General features: G+C 67.1%; 18 protein-coding genes and 1 CRISPR repeat array. Of the genes, 14 read left to right on the top strand and 4 right to left on the bottom strand.

Annotation, left to right across the window (positions count from 1 at the left end):
- Nucleotides 1-3 precede the first annotated feature (3 nt).
- On the top strand, nt 4-894 hold the full coding sequence (gene mtgA, locus JGU66_22360) for a monofunctional biosynthetic peptidoglycan transglycosylase (GenBank protein ID MBJ6763521.1): 891 nt from the start codon (nt 4-6) through the stop codon (nt 892-894).
- Between the two features lie 4 nt (nt 895-898).
- On the opposite strand, the gene JGU66_22355 is transcribed toward mtgA, so the two are convergent.
- Nucleotides 899-1,477, bottom strand: coding sequence for a hypothetical protein (locus JGU66_22355; protein MBJ6763520.1), 579 nt, complete (start codon nt 1,475-1,477; stop codon nt 899-901).
- The gene (locus JGU66_22350) at nt 1,474-2,175 is read right to left on the bottom strand and encodes a hypothetical protein (protein ID MBJ6763519.1); all 702 of its coding nucleotides are present in this window, start codon (nt 2,173-2,175) and stop codon (nt 1,474-1,476) included. Before JGU66_22350 ends, JGU66_22355 begins: the two co-directional genes overlap by 4 nt.
- A 279-nt stretch (nt 2,176-2,454) precedes the next feature.
- Here JGU66_22350 and JGU66_22345 point away from each other — a divergent pair, with 279 nt between their 5' ends.
- From JGU66_22345 to cas2, 13 genes are all read left to right on the top strand, one after another.
- Nucleotides 2,455-2,940: a winged helix-turn-helix transcriptional regulator gene (locus tag JGU66_22345; protein ID MBJ6763518.1), complete on the top strand. Its 486-nt coding sequence runs from the start codon at nt 2,455-2,457 to the stop codon at nt 2,938-2,940.
- The gene (locus JGU66_22340; GenBank protein ID MBJ6763517.1) at nt 2,927-4,825 is read left to right on the top strand and encodes a chloride channel protein; all 1,899 of its coding nucleotides are present in this window, start codon (nt 2,927-2,929) and stop codon (nt 4,823-4,825) included. The genes JGU66_22345 and JGU66_22340 overlap by 14 nt, the downstream gene beginning before the upstream one ends.
- A 13-nt stretch (nt 4,826-4,838) precedes the next feature.
- Nucleotides 4,839-6,215 (top strand): DUF2156 domain-containing protein, encoded by a 1,377-nt coding sequence (locus tag JGU66_22335; protein MBJ6763516.1) that lies wholly within the window; start codon nt 4,839-4,841, stop codon nt 6,213-6,215.
- Nucleotides 6,216-6,470: 255 nt separating this feature from the next.
- Nucleotides 6,471-7,289 (top strand): hypothetical protein, encoded by an 819-nt coding sequence (locus tag JGU66_22330; protein MBJ6763515.1) that lies wholly within the window; start codon nt 6,471-6,473, stop codon nt 7,287-7,289.
- 95 nt (nt 7,290-7,384) lie between these two features.
- On the top strand, nt 7,385-8,755 hold the full coding sequence (locus JGU66_22325) for a c-type cytochrome (protein ID MBJ6763514.1): 1,371 nt from the start codon (nt 7,385-7,387) through the stop codon (nt 8,753-8,755).
- A gap of 80 nt (nt 8,756-8,835) precedes the next feature.
- The gene (locus JGU66_22320) at nt 8,836-9,405 is read left to right on the top strand and encodes a hypothetical protein (GenBank protein ID MBJ6763513.1); all 570 of its coding nucleotides are present in this window, start codon (nt 8,836-8,838) and stop codon (nt 9,403-9,405) included.
- Nucleotides 9,406-9,578: 173 nt separating this feature from the next.
- Nucleotides 9,579-11,831: a CRISPR-associated endonuclease Cas3'' gene (locus JGU66_22315; GenBank protein MBJ6763512.1), complete on the top strand. Its 2,253-nt coding sequence runs from the start codon at nt 9,579-9,581 to the stop codon at nt 11,829-11,831.
- 20 nt (nt 11,832-11,851) lie between these two features.
- Nucleotides 11,852-12,514: a type I-C CRISPR-associated protein Cas5 gene (cas5c, locus tag JGU66_22310; protein MBJ6763511.1), complete on the top strand. Its 663-nt coding sequence runs from the start codon at nt 11,852-11,854 to the stop codon at nt 12,512-12,514.
- Nucleotides 12,511-14,256 carry a type I-C CRISPR-associated protein Cas8c/Csd1 gene (cas8c, locus tag JGU66_22305; protein MBJ6763510.1) on the top strand — a complete coding sequence of 582 codons (1,746 nt, stop codon included), beginning with the start codon at nt 12,511-12,513 and terminating at the stop codon, nt 14,254-14,256. The genes cas5c and cas8c overlap by 4 nt, the downstream gene beginning before the upstream one ends.
- A 27-nt stretch (nt 14,257-14,283) precedes the next feature.
- A complete protein-coding gene (gene cas7c, locus JGU66_22300; GenBank protein ID MBJ6763509.1) occupies nt 14,284-15,198 on the top strand; it encodes a type I-C CRISPR-associated protein Cas7/Csd2 in 915 nt (304 codons plus the stop codon).
- 3 nt (nt 15,199-15,201) lie between these two features.
- Nucleotides 15,202-15,840, top strand: coding sequence for a CRISPR-associated protein Cas4 (gene cas4 / locus JGU66_22295; GenBank protein MBJ6763508.1), 639 nt, complete (start codon nt 15,202-15,204; stop codon nt 15,838-15,840).
- A 26-nt stretch (nt 15,841-15,866) separates the two neighbouring features.
- Entirely contained in the window at nt 15,867-16,901 is a 1,035-nt protein-coding gene (gene cas1c / locus JGU66_22290) for a type I-C CRISPR-associated endonuclease Cas1 (GenBank protein MBJ6763507.1), read from the top strand.
- Nucleotides 16,898-17,197, top strand: a complete 300-nt coding sequence (cas2, locus tag JGU66_22285; GenBank protein MBJ6763506.1) for a CRISPR-associated endonuclease Cas2 — start codon at nt 16,898-16,900, stop codon at nt 17,195-17,197. The genes cas1c and cas2 overlap by 4 nt, the downstream gene beginning before the upstream one ends.
- 201 nt (nt 17,198-17,398) lie before the next feature.
- Nucleotides 17,399-21,522: a CRISPR direct-repeat array (repeat unit 37 nt; unit sequence GTCGCTCCTCGTGTCCGCGAGGAGCGTGGGTTGAAAC).
- A 51-nt stretch (nt 21,523-21,573) separates the two neighbouring features.
- Here the strand turns inward: cas2 and JGU66_22280 are convergent.
- Nucleotides 21,574-22,122, bottom strand: coding sequence for a hypothetical protein (locus tag JGU66_22280; GenBank protein MBJ6763505.1), 549 nt, complete (start codon nt 22,120-22,122; stop codon nt 21,574-21,576).
- Between the two features lie 104 nt (nt 22,123-22,226).
- Nucleotides 22,227-23,123: a LysR family transcriptional regulator gene (locus JGU66_22275; GenBank protein ID MBJ6763504.1), complete on the bottom strand. Its 897-nt coding sequence runs from the start codon at nt 23,121-23,123 to the stop codon at nt 22,227-22,229.
- Nucleotides 23,124-23,181: the final 58 nt, after the last annotated feature.

Raw genomic sequence — 23,181 nt, 5'->3', positions numbered from 1 at the left:
CCGATGGCCACCTCGCCGCCGGCGCGCCGGTCCAAGCCGGATTCTCGCCCCCCTTCCCAGGTCACCACCCGCAAGACGCGGACGGTGCGCCGTCGCTCGCAGACGCGCTGGGGACGCTGGCTGATGCTGGCGCTCGTGGTGCTGTTGGGCTTCGGGGCGCACGCCTACCTCACGTTGCCCGACGCGACGTGGCTGGCCGCGCAGAATCCGAAGACGACGGCGCTCATCGAGCAGCGCGCGGAGGAGGCTCGCGAGGAAGGGAAGAAGGCGCGCCGCCGCCAGCAGTGGGTGCCCCTGTCCTCCATCGCGAAGCACGCGGTGGACGCGGTGGTCATCTCCGAGGACGCCAGCTTCTACCTGCACGATGGCGTGGACACGGTGGAGCTGGCCCGCGCCGTGGAGGAGTCGGTGCGCAAGCACAAGCTGGGTCGCGGCGCGTCCACCATCACGCAGCAGCTCGCCAAGAACCTCTGGCTGTCCACGGACCGCAGCCTCTGGCGCAAGGGCAAGGAGCTGGTGCTGGCGCGTCGGCTGGAGGACGCGCTCACCAAGAAGCGAATCCTCACGCTGTACCTGAACGTCGTCGAGTGGGGCAACGGCGTCTACGGCATCGACGCGGGCGCGCGCGAGCACTTCGGCGTGCCCGCGGCCCAGGTCTCCGTGGCCCAGGGCGCCATCCTCGCCGCCATGCTGCCCGCGCCGCGCAAGCGCTCGCCCACCTCGGGCTCGCCCGCGCTGTGGCGCCACGCGCATCGCATCGTGACGCAGCTGGAGACGGTCCACCGCATCACCCACGCGCAGGCCGAAGAGGCGCACGGCGAGGTGGATCGCCTCCTGGGCCGCGCCCCGGCCGGAGCGGGTGACGCGGAAGAGCCTGTCGAGGAAGAGGGCTGAGCGCCTAGAGCCCGCCGACCTCCAGCGCGCCGCCGAGCCCGGGGAACTGCTTGGTGACGGTGGCGTGGAAGACGATGTCCTGGAGCTGGACGTTGACCGGCAGCGGCTCGAGCGGAAGTCCTCCCGCGCGCGCCACGGTGTTGTCGAGGATGAGCCACACCCGAGGCTTGCCCAGGGCCTGCGCGAGCGCGGGGCTCTCCAGGGTGAGCGGCGTGCGGGTGTTGGCCGCGAAGTCACGCGTGGGCAACAGCACCGTGGCCTGGTCGAAGTACGCGGGGCGGTTGATGTCCGTGTAGAGCACGGGCTCCGTGGGCGTGGCCTTGCCGGTGAAGGACAAGCGAGCCCCCAGTCGCAGCGTCAAGGTCTGGGTGGGGTTCACCACGGTGAGGGTGGAGGACACCGCGTTGACGGTGACGTCCACGCTGCGCGTCTCCTCGGGCAGGTCGATGGCCACCTCCGCGTAGACCGGGGCCAGCAATGACGTGACGGGCACCGATTGGTTGATCGGATCCGTCTGGACCTCGATCTCCGCGGAGCACGCGGACAGCATCAAGCACATCAGGGCGAGCGCGCGGGTCGTCATCGGAAGATCCAGGAGAGATCGATTACGGGGAGCACGGGTAGGTCCTTGCCCGGAAGCGCTGGGTCGCTGAGGTCCACGTAGGCCAGCCCCACGCCCAATCCCAGGTGCTCGCCGCCATACCGCACGCCGAGCGCGCCACGCGGCGTGTCGCCTCCCTTGATGCGCACGCCGCCCTCGGCGACGAGCGACCAGTGCCCCAGGAAGTTCCACGCGGCGGTGGCCGTGAGCGACAGGTAGTCCGTGTCAAAGGTGGCGTAGCGCGCCTCGCCTTGAATCAGCACCGAGCCCAGGCTCACGCCATAGACCGCGTAGAAGCTGGGGCCGGACAGCTCCGGAGAGAAGCGCTCGAGGGCCGGCTCCTTGGATGTGACGATGCTCGAGTACACCGAGCGGCCCACCAGGTGCGTGTAGCGCGCGCCGAGCACGAGCCGGTGCGGTCCGACCGCTCCTGACCAGCGCAGCCCCGCGTTGAGCGCGAGCAGCGCGTCGCCGTACACCGACGTGTCCACCGCGAGCCCCGCGACAAGCGGCAAGGCCGAGCGTTGGAGGCCGAGCACCGGCGCATCCAGCCCCTCGGCGGCGTCGGTGGTAAGCCAGCGCCCCACGTTGGTGCGCGGCTCCGCGAGCGCCTCGGTCGGGAGCCACAGCGCGCACCCGATGCACCACGACAGCACGGCCGCGCCACGCGCGCCGGTCATCCGGAAATGTCTCAAACCCCTCGCTCCTGGCTGGAGAGCCCTGGGTGTCCATACTGCGAGGCCCGGCGCGCCGGAGTCGTGCCCCCACCCTTTTGTTCATTGCCCAGCGCTGCGGGGAGCCAGCAGGTGGCCTAACGCCGCGCTGTCCGGAAGCCCTGCTTCAGGCCGAGCGCGCCCGCACTCCCGCTTGCGACGCGTGGAGCCGGCGCGTACCTTCCGCGCAAATATATGGGCTCCCATACAAAGCGAACGGAAGACCCAGCCGAGGTGCGCGCGGTGATGGATGGCGTGCGGCGGCTGGTGAGGCTGCTGCGCGTCTCCGCTCGGGCGTCGGAGCGGCTGGTGGGCATCAGCGGCGCGCAGCTCTTCGTGCTCCAGCAGTTGGCGGAGGGCGGGCCGTGCTCCATCAACGAGCTGGCCGCGCGCACGCTCACGCACCAGAGCAGCGTGTCCGTGGTGGTGACGAAGCTCATCGAGCGAGGACTCGTGAGCCGCGGAGCCTCCGCCGAGGACGGCCGTCGGGTGGAGGTGTCCCTGACGCCGGATGGACGCGCCGTGGTGCGGGATGCCCCGCCGATGGCGCAAGCCCGCCTCATCACCGGGCTGCGCGCCCTGGACCCCGCCACGCGCGCGGGGCTGGCGCGTGGGCTCACGGCATGGGTTTCCGAGCTGGGCCTGGAGGGTGACGAGGCCCCGCTCTTTTTTGAAGACGAGCCCCGTGCGCGGGGCAAGAGGACACGAGGTTCATCCCATGAAGAGGCCTGAGCTGGAGCGGGTAGAGGAAGGTCACGGAGAAGGGCCCGAGGCGCGGGCGCGCTTGCCGGTCGCGCCCTCCATGGGGCCCACGCTGGCGGATCAGCGCTGGCCTCGGGCCGTGGAGCCCGTGGATGGCCGCGTGGTGTTCATCAGCGGCATGGCGGTGCTGTTGGCGATCGCCGCGGGGCTGGTGGCCCAGGGCCTGGGGGCCCTCATCCACCTGTTCACCAACATCGCCTTCTTCGGGCGCTTGTCGACGGAGAACCTGTCTCCCGCGGACCACGCGCTCGGCCCGTGGGTCATCGGCGTGCCGGTGGTGGGCGCGGTGGTGGTGGGCTTCATGGCCCGCTACGGCTCGCGCGCCATCCGAGGCCACGGCATCCCCGAGGCCATGGAGCAGGTGCTCTACAACCAGAGCCGCATCCCGCCGCGCATGACGTTCCTCAAGCCGCTGTCCGCCGCCGTGGCCATCGGCACGGGCGGGCCGTTCGGCGCCGAGGGACCCATCATCGCCACGGGCGGCGCGCTGGGCTCGCTCTTGGGGCAGCTGCTGCGCGTGACGGCGGATGAGCGCAAGGCCCTGCTGGCCGCGGGCGCGGCGGCGGGCATGGCGGCGACGTTCGGCGCGCCGGTGTCGGCCGTGCTGCTGGCGGTCGAGTTGCTGCTGTTCGAGTACCGGCCGCGCTCGGTCATCCCCGTGGCGCTGGCCACGGCGACGGCCACGGGCGTACGCATGGCCTTCGTGGGCGGCGCGCCGGCCTTCGCCATGCCGGACCTGGTGGCGCCGTCGGGTCCCGCGCTGGCGTTCTACATCGTCATGGGCGCGGTGGTGGGCCTGGCCTCCATGGGCGCCACCAAGGCCGTGTATGCCATTGAGGACGCGTTCGAGAAGCTGCCGCTGCACTGGATGTGGTGGCCGGCGCTGGGCGCGGTGGTGGTGGGCGGGGTGGGCTGGTTCTCTCCGCGCACGTTGGGCGTGGGCTACACCAACATCGAGGACATCCTCTCTGGCCGCTTCGTGGGCTCGGCCATGTTGCTGTTCTGCGTGATGAAGTTCGTGTCCTGGTCCATCGCGCTGGGCAGCGGCACGTCCGGTGGCACCCTGGCGCCGCTCTTCACCCTGGGCGGCGGACTGGGCTCGGGGCTGGGGCTCCTGGCCACGCTGCTGGCGCCGCAGCTGGGCGTGGACGTGCGCATCGCCGCGCTGGTGGGCATGGCGGCCATCTTCGCGGGCGCCTCGCGCGCGCTGTTGGCCTCCGTCGTCTTCGCCTTCGAGACCACGCGTCAGCCCATGGGCCTCTTGCCGCTCCTGGGCGGGTGCTCGGCGGCGTACCTCGTGTCGTCGTTGCTGATGCGCCACTCCATCATGACGGAGAAGCTGGCGCGGCGGGGTGGGCGCGTCCTCACCGAGTACGGCGTGGATCCGCTGAGCCAGGCGCTGGTGAAGGACCATGCCGCGCGCCAGGTGGTGACGCTGGCCTCCGAGCGCACCTTGGAGGACGTGCGCGCGTGGTTCGGCTCGGGCGCGGAGGGCACCCGGCACCAGGGCTTCCCCGTGGTGGCGCCCGACGGCGCGCTGATGGGCGTCCTCACACGCAGGGACTTGCTGGATGGCGCGGTGCCCGGAGGCAGGCGGGTGGCCGAGCTGCTGAAGCGCCCGCTGGCGGTGGCCTTCGAGGACAGCTCGCTGCGCGAGGCAGCGGACCTGATGGTGGAGGAGGGCGTGGGCCGCCTGCCCGTGGTGCGCCGAGACGCCCCCACGCGCGTGGTGGGCATCGTCACCCGCAGCGACTTGTTGTCCGCGCATCGGCAGCGATTGGACAATGCGCGGCGGGTGGAGCAAGGCCTGAAGCCCACGCGCCCGTTGACGCCGCGCGCGACGCACGCGGGCTGAGGAGTCGCACCTCGTGGAGGACGCCATTCCATCCCGGCCGGACGTCGAGCGCGCCCGGGTGTTGTCGCTGCTGCGCCAGTACGGCTGGAACGCCACGTCGTTCCAGGTGCTCCAGCCCGGCTTCGCGTATTGGTTCGACGCGGCGGGCGACGGATGTGTCGCCTACGTGGACACGGGCGGCGCGTGGGTGGCGGCGGGCGCGCCCATCGCCGCGCACGAGCGGGTGCGCGAGGTGACGCTCGAGTTCCAGCAAGCCGCGCGAGACGCGGGCCGGCGCGTGTGCTTCTTCGCCACCGAGCCTCGCTTCGCCGAGCTGACCCAGGTGGAGCAGCTCTCCGTGGGCGAGCAGCCCGTATGGGACCCGGCGCGGTGGGAAGCGGTGGTGCGGGGCAGCCGGAGCCTCCGCGAGCAACTGCGCCGCGCCCGAGCCCACCGCGTCATCGTGCGTGAGGTCTCCGCCGAGGTGATGGAGGACGCGGCGCATCCCACGCATCGCGCGGTGGGGGCGTTGATGGAGCGCTGGTTGGCGGCGCGGCGCATGGCCCCCATGGGCTTCCTGGTGCGGCTGGCGCCTTCGGCCTTCGCACGAGAGCGGCGCGCCTTCGTGGCGGAGGTGGAGGGGCAGGTCCGAGGCTTCCTGTCCGTGTCGCCCGTGTACGCGCGCGACGGCTGGTTCCTCCAGGACCTGCTGCGGGACCCGAGCGCGCCCAACGGCACGGTGGAGCTGCTGGTGGACGCGGCGATGCGCGCGGCGGCATCCGAGGGACGTCGCTACGTGACGCTGGGCCTCGCACCCCTGGCGGGGCCGGTGCGGCCGTGGCTGCGATTGGCGCGGGCCTGCGGCCGTCCCCTGTTCGACTTCGAGGGGCTGCACGCGTTCAAGGCGAAGTTCCGACCGGACGCGTGGGTGCCCATCTCCTTGTCCTATCCACCCGGTGGGAGCGGGCCGCTGGCGGTGTACGACGCGCTGCGAGCCTTCGCCCAGGGCAGCCTCGTGCTCTTCGGGTTGGCCACGCTGGTGCGCCGGCCGCGCCTCCTCGTGCACCTGTTGGCCGTGCTGCTCGTGCCCTGGACGGCGCTGCTGGCCCTGCCGTTGAGTGCGCGTTGGTTCCCCTCCGCGTCCGTGCAGTGGGGTTGGGTGCTCTTCGATGTCGGGCTGGCCGCGGGGCTGTTCGCGCTCGTGCGTCGGTGGAGTGACCGGCTGGCGACCGCGCTGGGTGGGCTCACGGCGGCGGATGCGTGCCTGACCTTTCTCCAGGCCGCGGCCTTCAACGCCGCCCGCGCGCGAGGGCCCGGGGACTGGGCGGTCATCGTCGCGTCGGTGCTCGCGCCCGCCACCGCGTCCGGGCTGCTCTTCCGCTCGCGCGACCTGCGTTTGCCCGGCCGCTAGCGTCCCGGACGAGGGCCTGTAACAAGGCGTGATACAGGCCCGCATGGGATTGAGACGGGCCGCGCCACACGCGCCCGAGACACCTGTGCCTGTCTCACTCGGAAGCGCATGTCTCGCCGGGTGTTTCACGGCTTGGCGCGAACAGTGCAGTGAAGAGCCGCGACCGCCTGAAGAGAAACGCGAGCCACTGGGGGGCAGGGCTCACGGTTCTTGGAGGGCGGGGACGCTGGTTCTTCTCTCACCAAGAGGTATGACATGCAGTGGAAGCTGACCGGCCGCCTCATGACCGCGGCCATCCTGTCTCTGGCTGCGGGTTGTCAGGCTGGCCCCGACGATGCCAACACCAACCCTGAGATCGCGAACCAGGAGGCGAAGGCCGAGTCCTCCTGCGTCCAGCGGTTCGATGGTGTCTCTCATTGCGCGCTGGGCAAGGCGAGCGTGACCGCGTCCGAGAAGGGCGTGCTGGTCCAGGGGCTCGCGAGCGCGAAGTCCGACGGCGTTTCCAGCAACTTCGCCAAGGCCGTGCGTTGGTCGCAGACGTCCCAGGTTCGCCTCGAGGGCGACCAGGCCGCGCTGACCCTGGCTGCCCGCTCGGGTGACCAGGTGGTCAGCAGCCTCCAGGTCCTCCAGGGCAAGACGAAGGGCGAGGCGGTGCTGAAGCCTTCCTTCACGGGCGGCCCGGGCGGCTCGGGCTACATCATGAATGTCTATCACAACGGCACGCTGACGGGCTCGACCAGCCAGCCGGCGGGCATGGTCATCACCTTCACCAACTGGCGGGACTTCCTCAAGTGGATGGCCCTCCAGACGGACTTCTACCAGTTCGACGTGGACTTCCACTCCATCTCCAACCACGGCAAGGGCGCAATCGGCGCCTGCGCTTGGAGCGTGAAGACGGCCGAGCAGCCCTTCACGGTGAACATCGACGGCAAGGACATCGTCGGTGACGAGGTCGAGTTCATCGAGACCATCGCCCTGGGTGCGTATCCCTACCAGAGCTTCACGGGCATCGACGTGCGCGGCTCGGCCGGTGACATGAACATCACCAGCGAGTACGTCACGGCGGCTCGGTAATCCCAGTCATCGCGGTCTGAAGTCTCCGAGGTGCCGGGCAGGGGGGAGTCCTGCCCGGTGCCTCATGTCTGTTCATTCCCGGGAGGAACGCCGTGATGCGCGCCGCGTGGTGTGTGGGATTGCTCGCGCTGCTGGGGAGCGGGGCGGGCTGCCGGTCCGACGTGCTCGACCTGGGAGATATCCGCGCCTCGGTCGAGGAGGATGAAGCCCTCCTGGGCGGCGCCACCACGGTGGCGGACACGGGCATCAATTCCTTCGGGCGCTCGCCCATGAACCTGGACCCGTCCCGGTGGCCCTCGTTCTACGTGGGCAAGGGTGTCTTCGAGCGGGATTGGAGCGAGCCCCGCTTCGCGCCCATCCCCGTGGGGCCACTCTTCAGCGCCTCCTCCTGCATGACATGCCACGTGAAGGACGGCCGTGGACGTCCTCCGGCAGAGGCCACCGAGCGGCCTGTCTCACTGGTGTTTCAATTGAGCGCGCCCATGGGGGCGCTGCCTCACGAGCGATACGGCGGACAGCTCGATTCGCACGCCGTGGAGGGACAGGTCGCGGAGGGCTGGGTCGAGGTGACCTGGAACACGCGCACCGGTGCGTTCGCCACGGGCGAGTCCTATTCCCTGACCTCGCCGCGCTATCGCTTCATGGACGTGTCTCAGGGCGAGCTGGAAGAGGGCGCGCGTTTCTCGCCCCGGGTCGCGCCCGCCAATCCTGGATTGGGATTGCTGGAGGCCATCCCCGAGGAGATGCTCCTGGCGCGAGCGGACCCCGACGACGCGGATGGAGACGGAATCTCGGGGCGGCCCAACTGGGTGGAGGACGTCACCGAGCATCGGCCGCGCCTGGGTCGCTTCGGCTGGAAGGCGAACCAGCCGACGCTGCGTCAGCAGGTGGCGCACGCGCTCCTGGCGGACATGGGGATGACCACGACGCTCTATCCGCGCGAGCAGGGACACCGGGACGGCGTGGACGCGGAGGGCCCCGAGGTGTCCTCCGAGGACCTGGAGCGCCTGCTCTTCTACACGCGCCTCCTGGCGGTCCCGAGGCGCCGGGACGAAGGCGCGCCGAACATCCTGCGAGGCAAGGCCGTGTTCCGCGCGCTGCGATGCTCGGGCTGTCATGTGGACACGCCGATGGTGACCGGCGACGTGGATGGCTTTCCCGAGGTGTCGAAGCAGTCCATCCGCCCGTTCACGGACCTGTTGCTGCACGACATGGGCGAGGGGCTCGCGGATGGACGTCCGGATGGCGCGGCCACGGGCAGTGAGTGGCGCACGCCGCCGCTGTGGGGCATCGGGCTCACGGAGGCGGTGAGTGGGCATACGCGCTTCCTGCACGATGGTCGGGCGCGAAACCTGGAGGAGGCCGTGCTCTGGCATGGCGGTGAGGCGGCGAAGTCGCGAGACATGTATGTCCGTCTGTCTCGAGAGGACCGGAGCGCGCTGTTGGCATTCCTGGGCTCGCTCTGACCGTTCGATATGCCCTGTGCATCGGGCCGTTCATTCCTTGGGGCCCCGCATCCACTTCAGTGGGTCCTGGGAGCAAGGACATGACGCGAAGGCTCGTGGTGCTTGGGGGACTGGTGTTGGCGCTGGGGCTGGTGGGGTGCGCCAATGACCGGAAGATGCTCAAGGAGCGCACGAGCAGCTTCGTCGTGTATCACCAGGAACCCACCCAGGTGATGCACGCGGCGGAGAAGGTCCTGTCGGAGCAAGGCTATTCCTTGCTGCCGAGCACGGATCCGTACCTGCTCCACACGCCCTGGAAGATGAGCGGGAGCCACGACATGGGCGTGCGCTGGTCGAAGGCCATCATCCAGGGGTATCCGCTGCCGCGGGGCGGGATGGTGGTGCGGGCCTACAACATCACCGCGTTCTCCTTCGCTCGCCAGCAGTCCCTGCCCACCTTCCCGAGTTCCGGTCTGAACACGTCAACCGACGTGGCGAACCTGGGGCCGCGGGAACTCATCGCGGTGGAGCCTGGCATTCCGCGCTCGGCACACCCCACGCTCAATCGCTCCCTGGAGACCGAGTGGGAGATTCTCGAGGAGCTGGAGCCTCGGTTCACCGCGGCCGTGGACCGCGAGGTGGATCGCTACGTCGCCGCGCGAGAGCATTGAGGGTGCATGTAGCAAGTCTGGAGAGAGGGACTGTCGAGTTGATGACAGACAGATTCGAGACTGGGGTCTGAGGGTCCCACTCTGAGTCGAGGCTGACGTTCTCGACATACCTCTCCGAGGGGATTGGCCTTCGTGGTTCGACATGGCTGACTGTCTTCAGCGCGGGAGGGCGCATGAAGAACCGTCAGCCAGACACGGGGGCAGGGGAGGCACCGCGAGCGAAGCCGCCGGAGGAGCCGCTCGCGCACGCGACGCGGGATGGGCGCTTCCATTCGTTGTGGGAGCATCTCGAGGCGGTGGGGAAGTTGGCGGCGAGCCTGGCGCCTCGGCCGGACCTTGCGGGCGCAGCGCGAGCGGCGGGCCTCTGGCATGACCTGGGGAAGTACCTCCGGGACTTCCAGTTCCGCATCCGAAGCGAGAACGGCTTCGAGGCGCACCTGGAGAAAGAGGGAGAGCTGGAGCGCGACCACTCGACCGCGGGTGGCTTGTGGGCGCTGCGTCGGGATGCGCGGTGGCTGCCGCTCGCGCTGGCGATTCTGGGGCACCACTCCGGGTTGTCGGACCTGGCGAAGTTCAAGGCGCGCATCTCCAATCCGGAGAAGAAGGCACTGTTGGAGGAGGTGCTGAAGCAGGGGGTTCCCGCCGACCTGCTCGACACCCCGGTCGCTCTCGACATCCAGAAGTTGCTGTCGCTCAACAAGCTCCAATTGGAGATGTGGACGCGGATGCTGTTCTCCGTCCTCTGCGACGCGGACTTCCTGGACTCGGAATCGTTCTTCGACCCGGACAAGCACAAGAAGCGCAAGGTGGAGGTGACCCTCGCGCAGCTCGCGGGCCGGCTGCGCGCGTACCTGGACGAAAAGCAGAGCGGGGCACGGGACACCGAGGTCAACCGCGTGCGGCGCGAGGTGCTGAGTGCCTCGCTCTCGGCGGCGGCGCAGGCTCCGGGCGTCTTCAGCCTCACCGTGCCCACGGGGGGCGGGAAGACCCTCACGTCCATGGCCTTCGCGTTGGAGCACGCGCTGGCGCATGGCCATCCGCGCGTCATCGTCGCCATCCCCTACACCTCCATCATCGAGCAGAGCGCGGAGGTCTACCGGCAGGCCTTCGCAGGGCTGGAGTCCGGGCTCATCGAGCACCACTCCGCGATCGACCCCGAGCGCGAGACAGCGCTCAATCGCGTGGCGAGCGAGAACTGGGATGCGCCCGTGGTGGTGACGACCACGGTCCAGCTCCTGGAGAGTCTGTTCGCGAATCGCCCAGGAGCCTGTCGGAAGCTGCACCGCATTGCCCGCAGCGTCATCGTGCTCGATGAGGCGCAGACCCTGCCGCCGGGACTGCTGGATCCGATCCTGAGTGGGCTCCAGGCGCTCGTTGCGGACTACGGGTGCTCGGTCGTCATCTCCACCGCGACCCAGCCGGCACTGGGGCAACGGGCGGGATTGCCGCTCGGATTCCCTCACGTGAGGGAGCTGGTGCCCACGGAGCTGCGCGCCTTCGAGCGGCTGCGGCGCGTGAAGGTCTCCTGGCCGAAGCCCGAGGCCGCGCCCATGTCCTACGAGGCCCTGGCTGAGTCCATGGCGGGGGAGCGGGACGTCCTGGCCATCGTGCACCGTCGAGATGATGCGCGGAAGCTCTGTGAACTCGTGGACGCGCGATTGGGGAGCGCGGACACCGTGCACTTGTCCGCGCTCATGTGCCCCGCGCATCGCTCCGCGGTGATCGCGGACATCAAGGCCTGCAAGGCGCGCGGAGAGCCCGTGCGCGTCGTGGCGACCCAGTTGGTGGAGGCCGGAGTCGACCTGGACTTCGCCATCGTCTATCGCGCGCTAGGTGGACTCGACTCGATTGCCCAAGCAGCGGGGCGGTGCAATCGCGAAGGGCTCCTCGACGGGGTGGGAGAGCTGCGCGTCTTCGAGGCGGTGACTCGACCGCCCCGAGGTGTTCCCCAGGCGGCCCAGGATGTCACCCGCTCGTTGCTCGCGCAGCGGCCGGACCTGGACCTGTCTTCCCCTGAGAACTTCCGCCTCTACTTCGAGCGGCTCTTCGCGAACCAGAAGCTCGATGCCAAGGGCATCCAGGAGTTGAGAGCGAATCTCTCCTTCAAGGAGGTGGCGCAGCGATTCCAACTCGTCGAGAACGACTGGAGCGCCGCGCTGGTGGTACCCCATGAGGGCGTCGAGCCACACATCCAGGCCCTGCGCGAGTGGGGACCGTCCCGAGAGCGGCTGCGTGCCTTGCAGCGCTTCACGGTGACCGTGCCGCGCAAGGTCCGTGAGGAATGGCTGGCGGGCGGCATGGCTGAACTCATTCATGACACGGTGACGTTCCTGGGAACGGCGCACCGGTCTGCTTATGGCGAGCGCTTCGGCCTGGTCCCGGACCAGGTCGGTCTGCGCGACCCGTCATCCCTCATTCCCGCTTGAGAACACTTCAGGAGGCAGTGATGAGACCCGCTGCAAGCAAGCGGTTTCGTGTGCGCGCTGGAGGACCCATCGCGTGCTTCACGAGACCCGAGATGAAAGCCGAGCGCGTCAGCTACGAAGTCATGACGCCCTCGGCGGCCCGAGGTGTCCTGGAGGCCATCCTGTGGAAGCCAGCGATTCGCTGGCACATCCATGAGATCGCCGTCCTGGCGCCAGTGAAGTGGACCACCTTCCGACGCAACGAGGTGAACAGCCGAGCCACGGTGGGGAAGTTCGACTACGCGGCGGATGAAGACCGTGCCCAGCGCAACACCGTGGCGCTGAGCAACGTGGACTACGTCATCACCGCGTCGCTGACGATGGTCCCGGGCAAGGCAGGCCCCGAGGACAACGTCCGCAAGTTCGAGGAGATGTTCGAGCGGCGCCTGGAGAAGGGGCAGTACTTCCACGCGCCCTACTTGGGCTGCCGCGAGTTCGCCGCCCGCGTCGAGCCGGCGCCAGCGGACTTGCGCCCCGCCGAGTCCGAGCCGAAGCGCCCACTGGGGCTGATGTTCTACGACTTCGATTTCGGTGACGGCGAAGCCGCCGTGCGCCCGGTCTTCTTCGAGGCGTACCTGGAGCACGGCGTCCTGAAGGTGCCGCCCCGAGAGCAGGTGCTGGCGCTCGAAGGGAGTCACCCATGATGCTCGCGGCGCTCAATGCGTTCGCCCAGGCGCGCGGACTCGTGGATGACCCGCTGTACGAAACCAAGCCCGTGGACTTCCTCGTCCGCATCAACTCGAAGGGGAAGTTCATCAAGCTGGAGTCGCGACAGGATGAGGACGGACGTGGCGCCCCCATGTCCATTCCACGCTTGCCGATGCGTGCCGCCAACATCGCGGCGGGCTTCTTCGTGGACAACCCCAAATACGTCCTGGGCTTCGACAAGGATGATGGTGGCGCGGGGGCCAAGGCCAAGCGCGCGGAGAAGACCGCTGCTCGGCTGGCGGCGTTCCTGGTCCCTGTCCGGGCGGTGGCGGCCAGCACGGATGCTGCCGAGGTTCGGGCAGTCGCGGCCTTCCTTGAGAATGACGAAGCGCGAGCGGCGGTGCTCGCGGAGCGTCCCCTGGAAGAGTGGACGGGCTCGGAGCTTCTCGCCTTTGCCGTGGGGGATGCGACGGAGCCGGTCCATCAACTGTCCGCCGTCCGTGAGGAGTGGGCGCGCATCAACGATGAGAAGAAAGCCCAGGGGAGGACAGGGCGCTGCTTGGTGACGGGTCGGGAGGCTGTGCTCGCTCGACTCCACGAGAAGCTCAAGAATGTTCCCGAGGCTCAGGCAGCCGGCGCTTCGCTGGTGTCATTCAATGCCAAGGCCTTCGAGTCCCATGGCCTGGAGCAAGGGGACAACGCGCCCATCTCTCAGGACGCGGCGTTTGGCTATGCGATGGCGCTCAACTACCTCCTGAAGGGGACGGAGTCGCGCCGCTTCCGTCAGGGCATTCAGGTAGGGGATGACTCGGTGCTCGTGTTCTGGACGAACGCGTCCGAGAGCGCGGAGAGCCTTCTGCTCAGCTACATGGACCCCACCGAGGAAGACTTGAGGCGGGTCCTCGAATCGCCCCTCAAGGGCCTCGAGTCCATCGAACTGGATGACAAGCGCTTCTACGCGGTCACTCTCGCTGGCAACGCGGGCCGCGTGGTGGTGCGCGACTGGTTCGAGACATGCCTGGGGGACGTGGTCCGGAACATCCGGAAGTACTTCACGGACTTGCATATCGGTAACACGTCCGTGAAGCCGATCCCTGTCTGGAGGCTCCTCAGCGCGATCGAGGCGCCAGGAGGGCGTGGCCTCACGCCAGATGTAGCCACCCGCATGCTCGGGGCCGCGCTCCTGGGGCGTGCATTCCCCAGACAGGTTCTGGTCTCCGCGTTGGACCGCCTGCGACTGCCGCCAGGAAAACCCGAGCTGGAGCGCGAGCAACTGCGACTGCGCGTCTCGCTCATCAAGGCCTACCTGCTGCGCTTGCGAAAAGACAACCCCACTTCCCTGGAGGTCACCGTGTCATTGGACAAGACCCAAACGGCGCAGCCCTATGTCCTGGGCCGCCTCTTCGCCGTGCTGGAACGGCTGCAATCTGCCGCGCTGGGTAACGACCTGAACGCCACCATCCGAGACCGCTACTTCGGTGCGGCGTCGCGCAATCCCTTTACGGTATTCCCGCGCCTGTTGCAGTTGGCGGTGCATCATGCTGCCAAGGCGGACAACGGCAGGTGGCTGGAGCGAGTCCAGGGCGAGGTCATGGCGCTGCTTCCGGCTGAGCGCTTTCCGCGCATCCTTTCGCTGGAGGACCAGGGCCTGTTCGCGGTCGGCTACTACCACCAGCGCGAAGCCTTCTTCACCAAGCGCTCGCCCACCGAGGGCGGTGCGCCTCCCTCTGAATCCTGACATCCACTCGCTTCCCAAGGAATGACCATGAACGAGCTCAAGAACCGCTACGACTTCGTGCTGCTGTTCGATGTGCAGGATGGAAACCCGAATGGTGACCCGGACGCGGGGAACTTGCCGCGCATTGACCCGGAGACGGGCCATGGGCTGGTGACGGATGTCTGCCTCAAGCGCAAGGTGCGCAACTTCATCCAGCTCACCCAGGCGGGGAAGCCAGGGTTGGACATCTTCGTGAAGGAGAAGGCCATCCTCAATGTAACCATCGCGAAGGCCTACGAGGCACTGAAGGTCAACCTGAACGAGAAGCCGGAGAATGCCGAGGATGGCAAGAAGCGCAATGACAAGGGCACGGCTCAAGGCTCCGAGGTAGCCAAGGGCCGCGAGTGGATGTGCAAGACGTTCTTCGACGTGCGTGCCTTTGGCGCTGTGATGTCCACAGGAGCGAATGCCGGGCAGGTGCGGGGCCCAGTGCAAATCACCTTCGCTCGCTCGGTGGAGCCCATCGTCTCGCTGGAGCACTCCATCACTCGCATGGCCGTAGCCACTGAAGGAGAGGCGGAGAAGCAGGGCGGTGACAACCGCACCATGGGACGCAAGAACATCGTGCCCTACGGCCTCTATCGTGCCCACGGATTCATTTCACCGCACTTGGCGCGTCAGACGCGCTTCGAGATGCCGGACGTGGACCTGCTCTTCAAATCGTTTGAGCACATCTTCGAGCTGGATCGCAGCGCCGCGCGGGGACTCATGTCCATGCGGCAGGTCATCGTGTTCAAACACGCCTCCGATTTGGGCAATGCGCCAGCCCATGCGCTGTTCGACCGAGTAAGCGTGAAGCCCCTGCACGAGGGCCGGCCGGCACGCGCGTATTCCGACTATGCCGTCGCGGTGGACAAGGCGGGCCTTCCCGCGGGCATCGAAGTCATGAACTTGATGGGGTGAGTCATGGAGCGCGACACGTGGGTGACGCTGTCTGCGTTGCAGCACCTGCTGTTCTGTGAGCGGCAGGCGGCGCTCATCCACGTGGAGCGCATCTGGCTGGAGGACCTGCTGACTGCCTCAGGGCGGCTGCTGCACGAGCGTGTGGATCTGCCGGGGCACGACTCCCGGCGCACGAGTCGAGTGGAGCGCGCGGTGCTCCTGGGCTCGGATCGGCTGCGGGTGACGGGGCGCGCGGACCTCGTGGAGTACCTGCGCGATGCGACGACTCCCTCGGGATGGCGGCCGTATCCCGTGGAGGTCAAGCACGGCCGGAGGAAGTTGCTCGACGCGGACCGGGTGCAGCTCTGCGCACAGGCGCTGTGCCTGGAGGAGATGCACGGTGTGGAGGTTCCTGAAGGAGCCATCTTTTCGGGAGCGCAGCACCGGCGTCACGAGGTCCGCTTCGACGCGCCCCTGAGGCGCCTCACCGAGGAGTCCATCGAGCGGATGCATACCCTGCTGCGCACCCAGTCCGTGCCCACCGCCGTGCGAGCCCCGAAATGTGATGGCTGCTCCCTGGAGCCACGATGCTTGCCGCAAGTCACCGCGGGCCAGAAGCGAGTCCGCGATTACTTGAGGCAGCGAGTGACCGTGGAGACCTGATTCCTTTCCAGAAGGAGTGAGTGACCATGACGACCGCGCTCAACACCTTGTTCATCACTGTGGAAGGGACCCGACTGAATAAGGAGGGGGAGTGCGTGGTCGTCACCATCCAGGACGAGAAGAAGGCCGAGGTGCCCCTGCGGCATCTGCGCTCCGTGGTGTGTCTGTCGCGCGCCTGGCTCACGCCCGAGCTGATGGAGAGCTGCATCGAGTCGGGGATCCACGTGTCCTTCTTCGGGGTGACGGGGCGATTCCTGGCGAGGGTCGAGGGGGTGCCCGGAGGCAATGTCTTGCTGCGAAGGCAGCAGTTCCGAGCCGCGGACGATGCCGCGAGGACCCTGGAGCTGGCGCGGGCCCTCGTGATTGGAAAGGTGTCGAACGCGAGGCAGTTCATCCTCCATGCCCGGCGCGACGCGGAGGCCGCACACGCCTCGGAGCTTTCTGAGACAGCGAAACGACTGGCGATTCATCTGCGGACCCTGGAGTCGGTGTCGGACTTGGATGCGCTGCGCGGAGTGGAGGGCATCGCGGCGCGGGACTATTTCGAGGCGTTCCCCGCACTCCTCAAGAAGGGCGGCGCGGAGGGCTTCTCGTTCGAGGGACGGAACCGGCGTCCCCCGAGAGACCCCATGAACGCCTTGCTCTCATTTGGGTATGCGCTGCTGTTGCAGGACTGTGCGGGTGCCCTGTCGGGCGTCGGGTTGGATCCCGCCGTGGGGTTCTTGCATGAGGAGCGGCCCGGCCGTCTGTCACTGGCGCTGGACCTGATGGAGGAGTTCCGAGCGCCGGTGGTGGATCGACTCGTCTTCTCCTTGGTCAATCGTGGGCAGCTCAAGCCCGAGGACTTCCGGACAGAGTTCGCGGGGGCGGTGTTGCTGCGGGACGAGGCGCGCAAGGCGTTTCTGGTGGCATACCAGACCGCGAAGCAAGCGAAGGTGCGCCACGCGTTCCTGGAGCAGGAGACGACGTGGGGGATGGCGCCTCATCTTCAGGCGCTGTTGCTCGCGCGCACGGTGCGCGGCGAGTTGGATGCCTATCCACCGTTCGCCATGCACGGATGAAGAAGCTCACGGTCTTGATTTGCTATGACGTGCGCGTGTCGGACTCGGAGGGGCCGCGGCGCCTGAGGCGCATCGCGAGGGCCTGCCGAGACCATGGCGTACGAGTCCAGTTCTCCGTGTTCGAGTGCATCCTGGAGCCGAAGGACTGGGTGGTGCTCCGAGCGCGTCTGCTGAGCGAGTTCGACGCAGCCGGGGACAGCCTGCGGTTCTACTTCCTGGACGCGGATACGGCGAAGCGGACCGAGCACCACGGTGTCCGGCTGCCGCTGGATGTCGAGGGACCGCTCATCCTCTAGACTGCCCGGCGGCTCATGGAGCGCGCGCGAACCTCTGCCGGTGCGGGGTTCGTCGAGCGTTCGCGCTCATTGAAATCAACAATAGTCGTCAGGGGTTCCAAGAGAGTGGAGCCCTATTCCCGAGCGCCCGCAGCCTCAAAATTGGAGGTTCGCGGAAACCGGCCCAATTCGTCAGCAATCACGGTAAGTTGGTGAGGCAGAGTCGCTCCTCGTGTCCGCGAGGAGCGTGGGTTGAAACTCGAGATACCCGATGTTGTCGAAGAAGCTCGCACCGTCGCTCCTCGTGTCCGCGAGGAGCGTGGGTTGAAACGCGCCACGGCGGCAACGGACCTCGGCGCGGCGCTGTCGCTCCTCGTGTCCGCGAGGAGCGTGGGTTGAAACCTGGGCGGCCTCGCGCTCGGCGGGCGTCCGGATGGTCGCTCCTCGTGTCCGCGAGGAGCGTGGGTTGAAACACGAATGGCATCAATTGCCACTCACCACCGACCCAGTCGCTCCTCGTGTCCGCGAGGAGCGTGGGTTGAAACGACTTCGACGTGGACGAGCCGAAGTCACACAGCCCGTCGCTCCTCGTGTCCGCGAGGAGCGTGGGTTGAAACTCACCGTTCGGAACGCAGGTGATGGACACCGTCGTCGCTCCTCGTGTCCGCGAGGAGCGTGGGTTGAAACATGGATGGTTCCTTTCGTGATGGGTGAGGGGGGCTGTCGCTCCTCGTGTCCGCGAGGAGCGTGGGTTGAAACGAGTGACCTGTGACGGCGTGATGCTACGGATCAGGTCGCTCCTCGTGTCCGCGAGGAGCGTGGGTTGAAACGCGATGTAGTCCTGCGCCTTCGCCTGCAGCGCGGTCGCTCCTCGTGTCCGCGAGGAGCGTGGGTTGAAACGCCGCGCCGCAGCTCCAGCAGTCGCGCGCCGTAGCGTCGCTCCTCGTGTCCGCGAGGAGCGTGGGTTGAAACGCTCCCGCGTGCCCGGAGCTGCGCGAGCAGCAGGGTCGCTCCTCGTGTCCGCGAGGAGCGTGGGTTGAAACCGGCAAATGCCGGTGGGGTCGACCTTCGCCAGACGTCGCTCCTCGTGTCCGCGAGGAGCGTGGGTTGAAACAGCTCCAACGGCTCCATCATCCTGAAGCCGCACAGTCGCTCCTCGTGTCCGCGAGGAGCGTGGGTTGAAACCTGTGTTCGGAGGTCGCTCCGGGGCGCGTCGTGGTCGCTCCTCGTGTCCGCGAGGAGCGTGGGTTGAAACGGAACGTCGCAGATCAACGCGGAGGCAATGGCCAGTCGCTCCTCGTGTCCGCGAGGAGCGTGGGTTGAAACACACTGCGGGCACCCTCGGGGACAAGGGGGCTACGTCGCTCCTCGTGTCCGCGAGGAGCGTGGGTTGAAACTAGACCAAGTTGCATCCAGTCGTAAATTTCCCAGTCGCTCCTCGTGTCCGCGAGGAGCGTGGGTTGAAACTCGGCCGAGTACACGCTGAAGAAGCTGACCACCGTCGCTCCTCGTGTCCGCGAGGAGCGTGGGTTGAAACCAGCAGGTGCGCTCAAGAGCGTGCACGGGCTCAGTCGCTCCTCGTGTCCGCGAGGAGCGTGGGTTGAAACCCGATGGGCCGCCAGTTCGTCTCGGGGGGCCCGGTCGCTCCTCGTGTCCGCGAGGAGCGTGGGTTGAAACCTCGCCCGAGCGGGACGCGCATGGGGTCGTGGAAGTCGCTCCTCGTGTCCGCGAGGAGCGTGGGTTGAAACCCGATGGGCCGCCAGTTCGTCTCGGGGGGCCCGGTCGCTCGTCGTGTCCGCGAGGAGCGTGGGTTGAAACTCGGCCGAGTACACGCTGAAGAAGCTGACCACCGTCGCTCCTCGTGTCCGCGAGGAGCGTGGGTTGAAACCTCGCCCGAGCGGGACGAGCATGGGGTCGTGGAAGTCGCTCCTCGTGTCCGCGAGGAGCGTGGGTTGAAACGTAAGAACATGGCGAACATGGACATCACCGGCAGTCGCTCCTCGTGTCCGCGAGGAGCGTGGGTTGAAACTCCACGGGCTTGTAGCGCGCGTACTGGGCATCAGGTCGCTCCTCGTGTCCGCGAGGAGCGTGGGTTGAAACGCGGTCACGTTCGCTTCCACGAGGCTGGCGGTTGTCGCTCCTCGTGTCCGCGAGGAGCGTGGGTTGAAACGCGCGCCGCGGCACCGGGTTCGCCATCCTGCGGATGTCGCTCCTCGTGTCCGCGAGGAGCGTGGGTTGAAACGACAGCGCCTGACTCCCGCGCGGGAACAGCGACGGTCGCTCCTCGTGTCCGCGAGGAGCGTGGGTTGAAACTGCTCGAAGCACTGATGAATCAGGCCCTGATAGTCGCTCCTCGTGTCCGCGAGGAGCGTGGGTTGAAACCGGCAGAATGCTCAAGGACTTCCGAGCGACATGGTCGCTCCTCGTGTCCGCGAGGAGCGTGGGTTGAAACTGCTCGAAGCACTGATGAATCAGGCCCGGATAGTCGCTCCTCGTGTCCGCGAGGAGCGTGGGTTGAAACTGCTCGAAGCACTGATGAATCAGGCCCGGATAGTCGCTCCTCGTGTCCGCGAGGAGCGTGGGTTGAAACCGGCAGAATGCTCAAGGACTTCCGAGCGACATGGTCGCTCCTCGTGTCCGCGAGGAGCGTGGGTTGAAACTTGATATCGGCTGGCATCTTGGTTTGGCTCCATGTCGCTCCTCGTGTCCGCGAGGAGCGTGGGTTGAAACAGGAGGGGACCGAGGAGTAGTCCTTGACTCCATGGTCGCTCCTCGTGTCCGCGAGGAGCGTGGGTTGAAACTGATGAGTGGCTGCCAGTCGTGCGCGGAACTGGTCGCTCCTCGTGTCCGCGAGGAGCGTGGGTTGAAACTGGACTGGCTCCTTCACGGCCGATCGCCCGTGGATGTCGCTCCTCGTGTCCGCGAGGAGCGTGGGTTGAAACATCACCGAGGAAATGAGGCGACAGCTCCTCCAGGGTCGCTCCTCGTGTCCGCGAGGAGCGTGGGTTGAAACTTCGCCAGTCCCTCGTGCTGGTGAATGGCGCTAGTCGCTCCTCGTGTCCGCGAGGAGCGTGGGTTGAAACCGCGGAATATGCGGTGAGGCTCGCCAGAGGCCAGTCGCTCCTCGTGTCCGCGAGGAGCGTGGGTTGAAACCCACTGGCGACGTCCCCATCCCGTAGTCCTGGAGGTCGCTCCTCGTGTCCGCGAGGAGCGTGGGTTGAAACCTCGACATGCGCGGTGCGGTTGACGAGTTCATGTCGCTCCTCGTGTCCGCAAGGAGCGTGGGTTGAAACCAGGCTATCACCCAGGCGTTGGACTGGGCGGGGCGTCGCTCCGCGTGTCCGCGAGGAGCGTGGGTTGAAACCGCGGAATATGCGGTGAGGCTCGCCAGAGGCCCGTCGCTCCTCGTGTCCGCGAGGAGCGTGGGTTGAAACCTCGACATGCGCGGTGCGGTTGACGAGTTCATGTCGCTCCTCGTGTCCGCAAGGAGCGTGGGTTGAAACCAGGCTATCACCCAGGCGTTGGACTGGGCGGGGCGTCGCTCCTCGTGTCCGCGAGGAGCGTGGGTTGAAACCGTCGCGTCCAGGAGGAGCGAGACGAGGCGCGGCGTCGCTCCTCGTGTCCGCGAGGAGCGTGGGTTGAAACTCAACAAGTCATTCGCTCATTCCGCGCGACAACAAGTCGCTCCTCGTGTCCGCGAGGAGCGTGGGTTGAAACCTTGGCGAGTCGAATCTGCACGGCCAGCCACCCGGTCGCTCCTCGTGTCCGCGAGGAGCGTGGGTTGAAACAGTCCAAGAATCGTTGGGCGATGGGTGGTGGGAGTCGCTCCTCGTGTCCGCGAGGAGCGTGGGTTGAAACAAACCATGCGCCGGGCTGCGAATGAGCTGGGGCTGTCGCTCCTCGTGTCCGCGAGGAGCGTGGGTTGAAACCTGGACCGCGCCAAGGCCGACGGTATGACGGGAGTCGCTCCTCGTGTCCGCGAGGAGCGTGGGTTGAAACCGCCCGCTGCGTGGCGCGCATGAGCGGAAGAGTCGCTCCTCGTGTCCGCGAGGAGCGTGGGTTGAAACTTGGTCAGAACGCCTACGACCAAATTCAAAAGGGTCGCTCCTCGTGTCCGCGAGGAGCGTGGGTTGAAACCGCCCGGCGAGTAGCGCGAGCACCATCGGCGCGTCGCTCCTCGTGTCCGCGAGGAGCGTGGGTTGAAACGGGCTATGTTCCGGCTCTTGGTCGAGGATGGAGTGTCGCTCCTCGTGTCCGCGAGGAGCGTGGGTTGAAACCCCGATGCCTTGCGCCCGGAGGTGCTCATTGTGTCGCTCCTCGTGTCCGCGAGGAGCGTGAGTTGATACGTCAAGGCGCGACTGAGTGGTCGCTTTGTTCGTGGCTCCTGACGATGCGACTCAGGGCTTTGGGGCGGGTTGGGTCACCCGGTGGTACGTGATGGGCTTGTCTGGGGTGGCTTGCTGCAACTCTGCTGGCGTGGTGCCGTTCTTCACGTAGGTCTCGCTTCGGATGAACGAGTCCTTCCCGCCTAGGGACACCCAGAATGCGTGCTGGTGTGACTTGTCTTTGATCTGCAAGTTCGTCCCATCTCGGAAGACGAAGGACAGCTTGTCCGTGCTGCTTCCCTTCGCAAGCTGGAGGCGGGGTGTGTTGCCTTGCGGGCAATAGTGGTCCGCTACCAGGGCGTCGCCGTCCAGATGGTAGAGCGTCAGGGACTCGCGTCCGGGTCCGAGCGCCCAGGTCTCAACGAGCGTGGTGCCTCCCGCTGTGAGGCGGTACGTCACGCTGTGCGGTCGGCCGTCCTCGAACTTTCCTTCCCAGATCCCCACCAGGGTCGTCAGTTGGTGGAACGCCTGCTCCGCGTTCAATTGGGGCTCCGCGGCTTGCAGCCCCATCGGCGACAACAACGCCAGCATGGCGAACCAGGACCTTCGACTCGAACGCATCAGTTTCTCCTGGGCAGGACGGTTTGCCTGCGCTTCGCGGACCATAGGTTGAATGGCTTTCGTGTGCCTGTAGGTTCTTGCTTCAGATTGGGCCTGCGGGCTTGCTAGCGCTTTCGTCTCGGATTTGGGACGAGTGGTGGTTCCGGTTCGGTGAGGACTGTCAGGGCGTCTAGGAAGACTCGGACCTTGGCTGGGAGGTTTGTACGGCTTGGGTAGACGGCGTGAATGGCTCGCATCATCGCGGGCTTGGGGCCGAAGAGGACCTTCAGGCGGCCGTCTTGGACGGCTTCTCGGATGAGCGGGACTGGGACTCTCGCGATACCGACCCCGGCCAGCGCTGCCTCGCAGGCGAGTTCCAGGTCATTCAGCGTCAGGACCGGATCGATTCGAGTCTTCACTCCCGCGGCCTCCCATGTCTCGAACGCTCCGATGCCAATGCAGCGCGCGGAGCCGAGGTCCTTGGGGCTCGGGGTTCCGTACTTCGACAGGTAGCGGGGGCTCGCGACGAAGTGGAACGGAATCTCGGCGAGCTTCTTCGCCACGAGCGACGAATCGTCGAGTGGCCCGATATGAATCGCCAGGTCCAGTCCCTCTTCGATGAGGTGGATGCGCCGATTCGCCAGGACCAGCTCCACGCGCGCCTGCGGATGGCGGACCAGATAGTTCGCAATCACGGGCGTCAGAAAGCGCCGCCCGTAGAGCGACGGCGAAGCGATTCTCAGCAGTCCTGAAGGTTCATCCTGCCGCTGCTGTATTTCGCTGTTTGCTTCTTCGATCTGCGCGGCGATGGCGGAGCAGCGCTCGTAGTACGTCACTCCGGCTCCGGTGGGTCTCAGGCGTCGCGTCGTTCGTTCGAGGAGGCGCACCCCGAGCCGTTTCTCCAGATTGCCAATGCGCTCGCTGACGGTCTGTTTCGTGATGCCGAGCTGGCTCGCGGCTCGCGTGAAGCTCTCCGCTCGGACCACGGTGACGAAGAGCATCATGTCGGCGGGGGAGATCATGGTCGTCAAGTTTAACCTGACAATGTGTTCGGAGAAGGGCGCATTGTCAGGACGGCTC

This window comes from Myxococcaceae bacterium JPH2, from assembly GCA_016458225.1.
Lineage (GTDB): Bacteria > Myxococcota > Myxococcia > Myxococcales > Myxococcaceae > Citreicoccus.
Note: the sequence above shows the minus strand (reverse complement) of the source record. Positions and strands in the feature narration are given on the sequence as shown.